Origin of the sequence: Paenibacillus sp. Soil522 (assembly GCF_001428245.1) — a bacterium.
GTDB lineage: Bacteria > Bacillota > Bacilli > Paenibacillales > Paenibacillaceae > Pristimantibacillus.
The window spans coordinates 76,748-89,560 of record NZ_LMRV01000013.1; the positions used below are offsets into that span (position 1 = coordinate 76,748).

Here is a 12,813-nt window from a genome sequence, read left to right on the forward strand (position 1 = left end):
ACATTAACCTCCAATGCGGTCCGCCAAAGGTCCCAGCGCATCCTTTTGCTTGCTGATCAGCTCCGTGATGCCCTCTTCTCCCAGTGCCAGCAATTGGTTAAGCTCTTCCCTTGAAAATGGCGCTTCCTCGCCCGTACCCTGTACTTCAACGAATTTGCCGCTGCCAGTCATGACGACGTTCATGTCAACCTTTGCCTTGGAATCCTCTTCATAGTTCAGATCAAGCAATGCTTTCTCCTGAATGACGCCTACGCTTACCGATGCCAGAAAATCAGTAATCGGGTATTTGGTGAACTGGGATTTCTGGGAAAGCTTATTGACCGCAATAGAGAGTGCGATGAAAGAGCCGGTAATGGACGTCGTACGCGTACCGCCATCCGCTTGAATAACATCGCAGTCCAGCGTTATGGTCCTCTCGCCGAGCGCCTGCAAATCAACGACCGAGCGCAATGCGCGCCCTATCAGGCGTTGAATTTCCATCGTCCGTCCGGTCAGCTTCCCCTTCGCGGCTTCGCGAATGTTACGTGTATGCGTTGCCCGCGGAAGCATCGCATATTCTGCTGTAATCCAGCCCTTGCCCTGCCCCTTCATGAACGGGGGAACCCGCTCCTCGACGCTTGCCGTACAAATGACCTTCGTATCTCCAACCTCAATGAGAACCGAGCCCTCTGCGTATTTATTGACACCTGTAGTTATGGTTACCGGCCGAAGCTGGTTCGGTTGCCGACCGTCGTTTCTCATGCTAATTTCCTCCTGATTGATGCGTTGTATTATTCGTTATGCAGTTTATCGTCCATGAAACAAATGGATCCCATCTACAATCCTTCCTATTTTAACAAAGTAGCCTGCGAATTGCATCCGCCGCACCCAAAAAAAAGAAAACAGCCGCCAATTGGCAGGCTGATAACAGGAGCAGCCTGCCTACCGCCTAAGACGCAATCCATACACAAAAGAGTCTGCCCAAAAGCTTTCACTTTTGAGCAGACTCTTCATTCATTTCATGCTAATGATTAAGATTTTATGGCATTGACGTGATGCGGTCTACCTACGGGCTCGCTGTAAGAGTTGTTGGCCATATCTACGATATTGGCTTCCCCGTTCACTTTGATTTGGACGGTTGCCGCACCCGTATTTTCTGTAATGGACAGGACTAGCGCCTGCAGCATTTCGGTCGGAAGCTTCTGGCCTTCCTGATAAGCCTCATCCTGTAAATCTACGGTAACGACGTCTCCGTCCTGCACGACGTTCTTCACCTGAACATCCGGCAAAATGACGCTGGTCAGCTCTTTTTTGTTAAGCGGGCCGGAGATCAGCTGCTCGAGTGCCGCTTGTGCAGGAGATGAAGAACGGGCTACAAGACGGGTAACCGGGACATAATATTGTTCGTCGCTTAAGGTTTGAGCGGAGAAGTAAAGCGTCACCGGCGTAGACTCCGCATAATTCACACCTTCAGCCGCTTCGATATTAATGCCTATCGCCCGCGTCAACGTTTCGTCAAGCGGGTAGCCGTCGACTGGCATTTCCGACAGCTTGGCGCCTTCGCACCAGATTTCTACCCCTTCGATTCCAGGCATCGCCGTGAGTGTCCATGTGATTGCTTCTACGATTGTTCGCTCGTCTTGCACGTTGTAGTCGTTGAAGGGCTCGGAAAATTCAACCGTAGCAAGCTTCTGTTCTTTATCGTATTTGTAAGATTTAATTTGAGTGCCCTGCGGGATAACAGCGCGGAAATCCTCCGGCAGTTGATTCGCGTAAGCGCCGTTCTCCACCATCATTTCAAGCGCCTTCTGTGCTGCTGTTTCGTTTGTGCCAAGCGTGGTCTGAAGAGAGATCGGAGCCAAGTAGCCATTGCGGTCTTCGAGATAAACCGTCATTTGCGATTCTTCGCCAAGCTCGGCGGCCTGTCCGGTTTCCGCTCCTTCCGTTCCATCCTTAACCTCTACTTGCGGCGGGTCTATTGACTGGCTTGTCTCTTGCGAGAAAAAGCCGCATCCTGCAGTAATAATGGGCAGCACCAAAACACCTGTAAGCACAGCACCCCTAATCCATCTTTTTTGAATCATATTACCTTTCCTCCCTAATCAAGTTTTGCCTGTCGGCTTTGTACAACTCCTTATTTGTAGTACTATGTATACGAGCCCTTCCCTTTTTTAGACCAGTTTTGTCCATAAAATCCTAAGGGGGAATAAAAACATGTCCAATCCCGAAATTTATAGCCTCAATAGCCGCAAAGTGGCTGAGGCTACAGACGAATGGCTCATCAAACGCGGAGTTACGAAAATGGCGATAGCCGAGCTCGTGCATTTTTTGCAAAAGGACTATTTTCCTGACTTGACGCCCGAGGATTGCATGATACATGTCGATGCCGTCCTATCGAAGCGCGAGGTGCAAAATGCCGTACTGACCGGCATTCAGCTCGATATTCTTGCCGAGGAAGGCAAGCTGATGGCACCTCTGCAGGATATGATTAAGCATGATGAGAGTCTGTATGGCTGCGATGAAATATTGGCGCTGTCCATCGTCAATGTGTACGGCAGCATCGGATTCACAAATTTCGGTTACGTCGATAAGCTGAAGCCCGGCATTCTGGTTAGGCTGAATGATAAAAAAGACGGGGAGATTCATACGTTTCTGGATGATATCGTCGGGGCTATTGCAGCTTCGGCAGCAAGCCGGATCGCGCATCGCAAACAAGCGGAACGGGAAGGCTTCACGCAGCCTCCGCTCGATTAATAAAAGCTTGTTTACGAAGCAGGAATATGCTATCGCAAACCTTTAAGGAGGGCATGCCATGAATTACGATATTTTTTATAAAGGCGCATTTGCCATGCTGAAAGTGAAGCTGAATCCGGGCGAGAGCGTTAAAGCCGAAATGGGTGCGATGGTTTCCATGTCGCCCAGCATCGACCTTAAAGGCACAACAGACGGTGGATTCATGCGCGGGCTAGGAAGGATGCTGAGCGGGGAAACGTTCTTTTTTCAAGAAATGACAGCTGTTCGGGGGCAAGGTGAAGTCCACCTTGCTCCTCCCTCGCTCGGCGATATTGAGGCGATTGAGCTCGATGGCTCCTATAAGCTTTACGTACAGAAGGATGGCTTCTTGGCTGGCACCAGCGGCATTGAGGTCAACACGAAGATGCAAAATCTAGGCAAGGGACTCATGTCCGGTGAAGGCTTCTTTATCGTGGAAATCAGCGGCAGAGGCACCGTATTTCTGTCTTCCTACGGCGCGATCCATGCCCTCAACCTGAGTCCCGGCGAAGAGGTGATCGTTGATAACGGTCACTTGGTCGCTTGGCCAGGCTATATGAATTATTCGATTGAGAAAGCATCGAAGGGCTGGCTGTCCAGCATAACGAGCGGCGAAGGCATCGTATGCCGCTTCCGCGGCGAAGGCATCGTCCTTATCCAAACCCGCAATCCTACGAGCTTCGGAGCCTGGTTGAAAAAATTTATACCCGGCGGCAGCTAACAGCAATAGAAATCATAACAAAGGATCAGCTTGTCCACGGACAGGGCTGGTCTTTTTTGTTTATACCTGTTCTATCCCTTTAAAGCATACAGCCGCAGAGCTAAAATAAACTAATATCAAATATTAAGGGAGATGTTTTATTGTCTGATAATCGCATACCATATTCTTGAACGGGAGCTGCAGGTGGCACGTCACCTGCAAACCAGTGGCGTTCCAGTGTTGTTGCCCATTCATAATGCAGGACCTCACGATGTTGATGGCAAGTGGGCGATATTCTGGAGCTATGTGCCTGCTACACAATTAGAGCCTCTTTCGCCGGAACATGCAGTATCGCTGGTCAATGACCTCTCCTTAGCAATGAAAAGCTTGACTGGCTCATTCCCCGTACTCGGCGTATGGGAGCGGACATGCCAGGCTGCTGCAAAGACTGAGAGAACAATCTGAATCTCGTATACAAGCTTTATTAGAGGTTTTTGTTAAGGTAGACAAACAAATCCGTATGATTGCGCCTGAGCACTGATACCTGCTCATGGAGATGCTCATGCCGGGAACCTGCTGCCAAGCCCTAACGGCTGGCTCTGGATAGATTTTGAGGATGTATCATTAATGCCAGTCTACTGGGATCTGGCTTCATTTGTTGGTAATCTTGTCTTATTCCGTGGTATTCAAGAGCCAACTTATAAGTACATGCTGAATAATGCGGAGATTGTTGCCGACAAAAAAGCATTTGAGCTTGCGCTTAGCGCACGAATACTCTTGTCTACCTTATCCAATCTGGATTTAGCACTCGCAGGCCATGGAGATTTGGTATTCGCAACTCGTCAATTGGAGCTTGCCGAACCGTTTCTATACTCTATTAATCCGAACAGATAAAAAAGGGGCTGCCCCTTTATCGGTCTTATCGACCTTCAAGAGCAGCCCCGTTTTGGTTTAATTATTGCCGTTCAGAAATGTCTTATTCGGTAAATAGTGCACGGCGCGGACGAAACGGATCGTTTTGGTTTTAGCCCGCATGACGATGGAATGCGTCTCGGCTCTTTGATCCGGGAAATACTGCACGCCGCCCAAAAACTCGCCTGGCGTAACGCCCGTAGCCGCGAAATAAACATCGCCCGTTCCGATCATATCCTCCATCGTAAGCACCCGGTACGGATCCTCGATTCCCATCTGAACGCAGCGGTTATATTCGGTGCTGTCAGCCGGCATTAGGCGCGCCTGCAATTCTCCGCCCATACATTTCAGTGCTGCCGCCGCTATTACACCCTCCGGCGCGCCGCCCGAGCCTACATATAAGTCGATCCCCGCTTCCGGGAACGCTGGCGCCATCGCACCGGCTACATCGCCATCCGATAAAAACTTAATGCGGACGCCGACCTTGCGCAGCACCTTAACGATCGATTCATGACGCGTCCGGTCCAAAATCATAACCGTTAAATCCGACACCTTCTTATTTAATGCATTCGCCGCTTTGGCAAGCGTCACATCCATCGGGTCCGTAATGCTTAGCTTGCCAACGAGCGCGGGACCGAAGGCTAGCTTCTCCATGTACATATCCGGCGCATGCAGCAGCTGCCCTTTGCCTGCGACCGCGAGAACGGACATCGCATTATTTAATCCTTTCGCCACGATCTCCGTTCCTTCAAGCGGATCAACCGCAACGTCAACTTCCGGACCGTTAAGGCTGCCAACTTCCTCGCCGATATAGAGCATTGGCGCTTCATCCATTTCCCCTTCGCCAATGACAACAGTCCCGCGAATCGATACGGAATCAAACATCGAGCGCATCGCCGACGTTGCTGCGCCGTCAGCGCTATTCTTATCGCCTCTCCCCATCCATGGCGCGGATGCGAGTGCCGCTAATTCCGTTACACGTACTAGTTCTAATGCCAATTCTCTCTCCATAATCCAATCTCCCTCTGATCTCTTATTACGGAATAGATAATTAGCGTGCATGTTGAGCTCATTTCCGTTATTTAATATGTATCATATATTTATATATGTCGCAATATATATTTCACAATCTTCATAAAATCATCATTTTTCAACTCATCATTTATTTATGCCAACCGTATCCGTTTAATACAGCAGCAAAAGAGCGGGCCCTCACAGGAAAAAACCTGTAATGACACGCTCTGATGGCGATTTATATATTAAAAATAAAATACGCGCATATTGGGCTTCCGCGGCCGCTAAGGCGTCACTGCAGAATATTGATAGACACCATCGACAGAAACAGAGGTAATCCGGGCATTACGCTCCAAATAAACCAAATGCGCGAGCGTCTCCGACATCGCGAATCTCCATTGGTGGGCGTTGCCGTTCAGCCGGCTGCCGAATAGAGCCTCGCACACGTCATAGGCGGAGCGGGGCTCTTCAGCGAGCATCGCAGCCATTTTGTCGAGCCGCTGTTCATGATGCTGCCGCAGCTCCGCAATTCGGCCTTGGAAATCGGTGAAAGGATCACGATGTCCGGGAAAAGCGAGCTTGACCCCGTATTGACCCAGCTCATGCAAGCTGTTTAGAAAGGCTTTCAGCGGATTTCCTTCCTCACCCGGAACGAAGCTAACATTCGGCGAAATATCCGGCAGCACCTGATCGCCGCATATCATCCATTGCCTCTCCTTCTGATAGAAGCAGAGCTGACCGTTCGCATGACCGGGCGCATCGATTAAGAGCCAGCTTAGTCCGCCAAGCATCATATGGCTGCCAGCCTCGAAATAAGTTACCTCCGGCTGCGGCGATACCATGTTCACAAACGTTTCAAGATTTTCCGCAATAGCCGCCCTTAACGCGGCCGGCATTCCATGCTCCGCGTATAGAGATTGCAGCTGCTGGGAAAATACGCTGCCCTCCCCCCACAAACTTATGGCATAGGCATGTGCCCCGCGAGTCATAAATACAGGCGCGCCGCTTCTTTCCTGCACATAACCAGCCAACCCGTAATGATCGGGATGCTGATGCGTCAGAACAATTCGGGTAATATCCTTCCAATGTAAGCCATGCCGCAGCAGGACAGCATCCCACACATTAATCGCTTCGTCCGTACGCAGGCCGGGATCAATGAGCGTATAGCCCTGCTGCTCGGGAATCAGATAGCTGTTCACCCATTTCAGTGAAAAAGGTACAGGCACCTTTACCTGCAGCCAGCCCTCCTGCCATGATGCCGAATGAACGGCTGCTTCCTCTGCTTTTCGCTTGTTCATTGTCATATCGCCTTTCCTGCCATGATCATACGAGGGGAGAGCGCCGGATCGTATTTCGAGCCGTCATAATTACCGTACAGCTGCTCCAAAGAAAGCCCGCAAGCTGTAAGATGACGATCAAACCAATCCAGCTTGTACAGCCTTACCCGTTCCAAATAATGCCGTGGCTCCTCCTGCGTCTGCGGATCGGAAACCGTAATCTCCTTCTGCACCCAGCCATCCTTAATCGACCGAACCTCTTGAATGAACAAGCCCGTTTTCTCATCCAGGCGTTCCGACCTTGGCACTAAGTTTTGCTCCACATAATTGGGATTAAGAAAATCGATGAGAAACGAACCGCCCTCGCGCAGCACTCTTCGAATATGCCGCAGCACGTTAACATTTTCCTCTTCATTCGAGAAATAACCGAAGGAGGTAAATAAATTGACCGTCGCATCGAAGGTGTCTCCCTCGAACGGCAGCTCGCGCATATCGCCCTGCACCCAGTTCACGAGTAAGTTCTCGTCATGACGACACGCTTCATGGAGCAAAATATTCGATAAATCAATGCCCGTCACCGTATAGCCAAAGCTGGCCAGCGCTATTGCATGCCTGCCCATTCCACAGCCGATATCCAGCACCTGTGCACCTTTAGGCAGCTTCAGCCACGCGATCATTTTGCTAACCTCTTTATTTGCGTTTTCCCAATTGCGATGTTTATAGACTAGCATATAGTCTGAGCCGAAGCTCTGTTCGTACCATGGTTTCATTGTATTGCTCTCCTTCATTATGAGCCAGCGCGCAGCAAATCGTTATGATTGCTTAATTGTACTTGAATTCCTTCATCCTCGCAAAACAGTTTCAACCAGGGATGATTTTTGGTTTTTGGCGAAACTATGGAAGCTTAAAAGCCGAACAGCCTTCTCCCCGCTGCAAAATAAAGGGTGCCTCAGCAGACTTATCGCTTGCTGAAGCACCCTTGTTCGTGTTGCAATTCTTATTTGCGCAGTAGCCTGTTCGTTTGACGCAGCTCGTTTACCGTACCTGCACCAATGCCAAACATCGCCGTACGCAGTTCAAATTCGATACGTTCGAATTGCTGCAGCAATTGCTCCTGCGATACCTGATTGCTGCCGCTCGCCGCTTGCGGCAGCAGCACCCGTCCAAAGCCCGCCATATTCGCACCCAGCGCGATGGCTTTCGCCGCGTCAACGCCGGTGCGCAATCCTCCGCTTGCAATAATATTCGCATCCGGAAGCCGCTCGCGAATCTCCACAACGCTTTCAGCTGTAGGTATTCCCCAATCTGCGAACGATTCGGCCGCCTGCCTCCGCAGCTCGTCATTCGAGCGGAATTTCTCGACCTGGCTCCAAGAAGTGCCCCCCGCGCCCGCTGCATCAATAAACGAAACGCCGGCCCCGGCAAGCGCCGCTGCCGTATCTGCATCGATTCCCCAGCCGACCTCCTTGACGCCGACAGGTACTTCCAATGACTTGCAAACCCGTTCAATGGATGACAGCAGCTTGCTGAAATCCGTATCCCCCTCTGGCTGGAACACCTCCTGCATGCTGTTGAGATGCAGGACGAGCGCATCCGCTTCGGCAATTTCAACCGCTCTGCGGCAGGATTCCACGCCAAAACCATAATTAAGCTGTACCGCGCCTATGTTCGCAATAACAGGAACAGTAGGCGCATCCTTGCGGATGGAGAACGAGGCCGCAAGCTGCTCATTTTCAATTGCGGCGCGCATGGAACCTAGGCCGATCGCCCAGCCTCTTGCTTCCGCCACCACGGCCAAACGGCGATTAATGGCGCCCGCTTCGTCCGTTCCCCCCGTCATGGAGCTGACGAGCAGCGGGGCACCGAGCTTTTTGCCAAACCATTCTGTACCCAGCCTCACCTCGCGGAAGGAAAGTTCGGGTAGCGCATTATGTTTAAAACGATACCGCTCCAAGCCTGTTTCTATGCCAACGCTGTTTACTTGCTCCTGCAAGCAAATGCGTATATGTTCCCCTTTTCGCTTCGCGGTTGCTGCTTGCTGATCTGCTGTCATGCATGTTCCTCCCAAGCGTTCACGGCTTACGCCTTTTATCCCGGCGCAGCTCACGTTTCGCTTCTCTAATGACTACCTACTAGCATAGCATAATTTTCTGATTCCCGCTCCCGGCTCCATGACTTTGACACATGATGTTAAATGCTTGATCTTTTATGCTAATGACGCTGGTGCATTATGCTGTCTATTATTTTATGATTGTAAAAATCATTTATTTGATTTTTACAATCATTTTATATTGTTAATCCGTCGAAACTCATATAGAATAAAAGTAACTAATCCATCGAGGAGGCACATAAATGGAAATGATTATATTTGATACGCAGCAGGAATTGGACGCTTACGCAGCAGAGCTAATCATAAACATCGTAAACGAGAAGCCCAGCGCGGTTCTCGGGCTGGCAACGGGATCGACACCTATCGGAATTTATGACAAAATAGTAGAGTCGTACAATGAGAAAAAAGTAAGCTTCAAGGAAGTAACGACGTTTAACCTGGATGAGTACGTCGGGTTAAAGCCTGAAAACGATCAAAGCTACACTTATTATATGAACAAGCATTTATTTTCACACATCGATATCCCATCGGATCAAACGCATTTGCCTAACGGCATGGCACAGGACATCGAAGAGGAATCCGCCCGTTACGACACGATGCTTGATGCTCAGCCGGTTGACATCCAGCTGCTTGGACTAGGCCATAACGGTCATATCGGATTTAACGAGCCTGATGTCAATCTGCCCTACGGCACTCATGCCGTGAAGCTGAAGGCGGAAACTCTCGAAGCGAATGCCCGCTTCTTCGCTTCAATGGATGAGGTGCCTAAATATGCGATTACGATGGGCGTAGGCTCGATTTTAAAAGCGAACACGATCGTATTGGCCGTTCGCGGGGCGGACAAAGCGAAGATTGTAAAGGAAGCACTGACGGGTCCGATCACGACCAGTGTACCCGCTTCATTGCTGCAAACACATGCACGCGTAATCGTTCTGCTCGATCGCGAGGCAGGAAGGATGATGGGTTAAATGACTGAAAGCTCTGCTAACTGGCTCATTCATCATGTGAATATCGTGCTGGAGGACCGGGTCGTTACCGGAAGTGTCGTCGTTCATAAGGGCGAAATAGCACAGATTATTGCTCAAGACGGTGAGGATTCAGCAGGCACTGCGACGGAACCGTATGATTCCATAGATGGGCGGGGAGGCTGGCTGCTGCCCGGCTTTATCGACGTTCACGTACATGGCGGCTTTGGCGCTGATTTTATGGATGCCAGCAGCGGCAGCTTCGATACCATTACTAGATTTCACGCCTCACAAGGCACAACCGCAATGCTCGCTACGACGATGACCGCTTCTAAAGATGAAATAGAAGCCGTACTGCGCGCAGTATCGGACTACCGCAAATCCGCGATGCCGTATGCTGCTCTGTACGGTGTCCATTTGGAAGGCCCCTTTATTAGCGAGAAATGGCCCGGCGCGCAAAACCCTGCCCACATTATGGCCCCGCAGCTTGAATGGATGAAGAAATGGCATGCCGACTGGCCCGGTCTTATTCGTCAGCTTACGCTGGCTCCAGAAAAAGCAGGCTCGATCGAAACGATCGAATGGCTCGCCGAGCAAGGCATCAACACGGCATGCGGGCATACCGATGCCGTCTATGATGAAGTAATAGCAGCAGCAAATGCCGGTCTGACGCAGGCTGTCCATTCATACAATGCTATGCGCGGCCTGCATCACCGCGAGCCGGGAACGCTGGGCGCCGTTCTAACCGATGACCGCATCGCCGCTGAGCTGATCGCCGACGGCATCCATGTGCATCCTGCGGCGATCAAGCTGCTGCTGGCCGCGAAGCCTGCAGGCAAAGTTATCCTGATTACGGATGCAATGGCTGCAGCCGGTATGCCGGACGGCGAATACAGCCTGGGCGGTCTAGCCGTTACCGTGAAGGGCGGCGAAGCGCGTCTGCAGGGTGGCAACGCCCTTGCAGGCAGCTGCTTGACGATGATCGGCGCGGTTCGCTATATGCTGGAGCATACGAATTTGACGATTACCGAGGTCAGCCGCTTAGCGAGCGGCAACGCAGCGAAGCAGCTCGGTATCAGCGAGCGAACCGGCTCCATCGCAAGCGGCAAGCAAGCCGACCTAGTCTTGACCGATGCGTTGCTGAACGTTCAACAGACATGGGTGCAGGGCCGCTCTGTTTACGAGAATACGCAAAGCTAGATAGTTATGTGTAAACGACTCATAGTTGCAAAAAAAGACGGTATCCTTATGAAAGGATACCGTCTTTTTTTAAGCCGTTCATGACTCATGATTGCTAACCCGTCACATGCACGGAAATGCCATGCTGCTTCACTTCAGCCTCAAGCTCCGCTGTTAGCGGGACATCCGTAATGACGCCGCGCAGCTCAGTTAAGGACGCAATGGAGAAGAGCGATGTGCGGTCTGTTTTCGTGTGATCGAATACGGCATATGCCGCTTGCGAGCGCTTAATAAGTGCTTTGGCGATTTGCGCCTCTTGCTCCGAGTAGGTCGTAATGCCGCCGGAGGCAGAAATGCCGTCGACGCCGATGAACATTTTACCGATATGCAAATGGGCGACCATCCCCTCGCCAAGAGGTCCGCAAAGCTCGAAGCTGTTGTGGCGCATAATACCTCCGGTCACGACGACCTGAATGTCGCTGCCCGCCAGTTCCATCGCGATATTGACCGCATTGGTCACTACCGTTATGCCCCTACGTGACTTTAGCATCTTCGCAATCAGGAAATTGGTCGTTCCGCCGGAGAGTCCAATGACATCGCCTTCGATAATTAAAGAGGCAGCAAGCCCGGCGATACGCTCCTTCTCCAGAATCGACAAGCCTTCCTTCTCGGCGAAAGGCAGATCCCGAACGGCGTTCATCCCATCGTATATCGCGCCGCCAATCGTCCGAATAACCGGATATTCAGTTTCCATCTGCTCCAGGTCTCGACGTGCCGTCGCTTCAGAGCAGCCGAAGCGCTCGACCATCTCCGGAATCGTCACCCGGCCCTGCTGCTTTAGCAGCTGCAGTACCGCCTCCCGGCGACGCTGTCCCTTGGACCCGCTCACATCAGCCATTGTCAGCGCTCCACCCATGCTTTGGCAGTCAAGCGCTGCTGGACGACGCTCCACTCCGGCAATGCTTCCCAATCGCCGCGCATCTGCACGACTAACGATCCGTTAATGCTGGCAAGACGCACCGCTTCCACCGGGGAATATCCTTTCATAATTCCTGCCAAGAAGCCGGCGCAGAAGCCGTCTCCTGCTCCTACCGTATCCACAACCTGCTCAGCCGGATAAAATGGCAAGCTTTCCTCTTGGCCTTTGTCCAATACGACCGTCGTATCGCCTCTGCCCTTAATAATGGTGACTGCCTTCAGCTTCGTGAGCCGATCTTTGATATGCTCATAGTTATCCGTATCATACAATAGCTTTAGCTCGTCCCAGCCCGGCAAAAAATAATCCGCATCCGCAGCAAGCGGCAGCAGCGTCTCGCGCGCTTCTTCAATTGACCACAGCTTAAGCCGCAGATTAGGATCGAAGCTGACGAGCACGCCCGCTTCCTTCGCGATGTCGACAGCCCGGCGAAGCGTTTTACGGCAATCCTCGCTGAGTGCAGCAGTGATACCGGTTACATGAAGCAGCTTTGCGCCGCGTATATAATTCTCGTCAAGCTGTTCAGGCTGCATCCGGCTGGCGGCCGAATGCTTTCTGAAATAGTGGACGGCCATTCTGCCCGCTACATGCTCGCGAAACATCATACCCGTCGGCGCTTCCGTGCTAAGCTGCACGCGCGACACATCCACGCCTTCGCCGCGCAGCGTTTTCAAAATAATTTTGCCAAACGGATCGTCGCCCAGCGCCCCAAACCAGCCTACAGAGGAACCTAGACGAGCAAGTCCTATTGCGACATTGCTCTCCGCTCCGCCGAAGCCTTGTTCAAGCGTCGCAGCGCGCTCGATCGACTTATGCCCCTCCGGCATAAATAGAGCCATTGACTCGCCAAACGTTACAATTTGCGGTGATGCTTCATGCACGTTGCAATCCCCCTACAGCGTTATATAATCTGCATTCGTATACTTTGC

General features: G+C 51.5%; 14 protein-coding genes. 6 read left to right on the top strand and 8 right to left on the bottom strand.

From position 1 onward, the window contains the following. Window positions 1-3 precede the first annotated feature (3 nt). A complete protein-coding gene (gene rph, locus ASG81_RS03250; protein ID WP_056629159.1) occupies window positions 4-741 on the bottom strand; it encodes a ribonuclease PH in 738 nt (245 codons plus the stop codon). Window positions 742-1,010: 269 nt separating this feature from the next. Then, window positions 1,011-2,063 (bottom strand): GerMN domain-containing protein, encoded by a 1,053-nt coding sequence (locus ASG81_RS03255; protein ID WP_056629161.1) that lies wholly within the window; start codon window positions 2,061-2,063, stop codon window positions 1,011-1,013. A gap of 130 nt (window positions 2,064-2,193) precedes the next feature. Between ASG81_RS03255 and ASG81_RS03260 the strand changes: the two genes are divergently transcribed. From ASG81_RS03260 to ASG81_RS03275, 4 genes are all read left to right on the top strand, one after another. Next, window positions 2,194-2,733 carry a phosphatidylglycerophosphatase A family protein gene (locus ASG81_RS03260; RefSeq protein WP_056629164.1) on the top strand — a complete coding sequence of 180 codons (540 nt, stop codon included), beginning with the start codon at window positions 2,194-2,196 and terminating at the stop codon, window positions 2,731-2,733. Between the two features lie 58 nt (window positions 2,734-2,791). Continuing rightward, window positions 2,792-3,472, top strand: a complete 681-nt coding sequence (locus ASG81_RS03265) for a TIGR00266 family protein (RefSeq protein WP_056629165.1) — start codon at window positions 2,792-2,794, stop codon at window positions 3,470-3,472. 132 nt (window positions 3,473-3,604) lie between these two features. Then, complete coding sequence (locus tag ASG81_RS03270; protein WP_056629167.1) at window positions 3,605-3,916, top strand: hypothetical protein; 312 nt, start codon at window positions 3,605-3,607, stop codon at window positions 3,914-3,916. Between the two features lie 75 nt (window positions 3,917-3,991). Further along, on the top strand, window positions 3,992-4,345 hold the full coding sequence (locus ASG81_RS03275; protein ID WP_268795755.1) for a phosphotransferase family protein: 354 nt from the start codon (window positions 3,992-3,994) through the stop codon (window positions 4,343-4,345). A gap of 57 nt (window positions 4,346-4,402) precedes the next feature. Here the strand turns inward: ASG81_RS03275 and glpX are convergent, their stop codons facing one another. The 4 genes from glpX to fni all read right to left on the bottom strand — a co-directional run bounded on the left by glpX (window position 4,403) and on the right by fni (window position 8,707). Next, window positions 4,403-5,374, bottom strand: a complete 972-nt coding sequence (glpX, locus tag ASG81_RS03280) for a class II fructose-bisphosphatase (protein ID WP_056629170.1) — start codon at window positions 5,372-5,374, stop codon at window positions 4,403-4,405. A gap of 287 nt (window positions 5,375-5,661) precedes the next feature. Then, complete coding sequence (locus ASG81_RS03285) at window positions 5,662-6,675, bottom strand: MBL fold metallo-hydrolase (RefSeq protein WP_056629172.1); 1,014 nt, start codon at window positions 6,673-6,675, stop codon at window positions 5,662-5,664. 2 nt (window positions 6,676-6,677) lie between these two features. Continuing rightward, window positions 6,678-7,424, bottom strand: a complete 747-nt coding sequence (locus ASG81_RS03290; protein ID WP_056629174.1) for a class I SAM-dependent methyltransferase — start codon at window positions 7,422-7,424, stop codon at window positions 6,678-6,680. A 227-nt stretch (window positions 7,425-7,651) separates the two neighbouring features. Next, entirely contained in the window at window positions 7,652-8,707 is a 1,056-nt protein-coding gene (fni, locus tag ASG81_RS03295) for a type 2 isopentenyl-diphosphate Delta-isomerase (protein ID WP_056629176.1), read from the bottom strand. A 299-nt stretch (window positions 8,708-9,006) separates the two neighbouring features. Here fni and nagB point away from each other — a divergent pair, with 299 nt between their 5' ends. Next, on the top strand, window positions 9,007-9,732 hold the full coding sequence (gene nagB / locus ASG81_RS03300) for a glucosamine-6-phosphate deaminase (protein WP_056629177.1): 726 nt from the start codon (window positions 9,007-9,009) through the stop codon (window positions 9,730-9,732). Beyond that, a complete protein-coding gene (nagA, locus tag ASG81_RS03305) occupies window positions 9,733-10,929 on the top strand; it encodes an N-acetylglucosamine-6-phosphate deacetylase (protein WP_056629180.1) in 1,197 nt (398 codons plus the stop codon). A gap of 94 nt (window positions 10,930-11,023) precedes the next feature. On the opposite strand, the gene ASG81_RS03310 is transcribed toward nagA, so the two are convergent. Continuing rightward, window positions 11,024-11,806, bottom strand: a complete 783-nt coding sequence (locus ASG81_RS03310) for a DeoR/GlpR family DNA-binding transcription regulator (RefSeq protein ID WP_056629182.1) — start codon at window positions 11,804-11,806, stop codon at window positions 11,024-11,026. A gap of 2 nt (window positions 11,807-11,808) precedes the next feature. Continuing rightward, window positions 11,809-12,765, bottom strand: a complete 957-nt coding sequence (locus ASG81_RS03315; RefSeq protein WP_056629185.1) for a sugar kinase — start codon at window positions 12,763-12,765, stop codon at window positions 11,809-11,811. Between the last annotated feature and the right edge of the window lie 48 nt (window positions 12,766-12,813).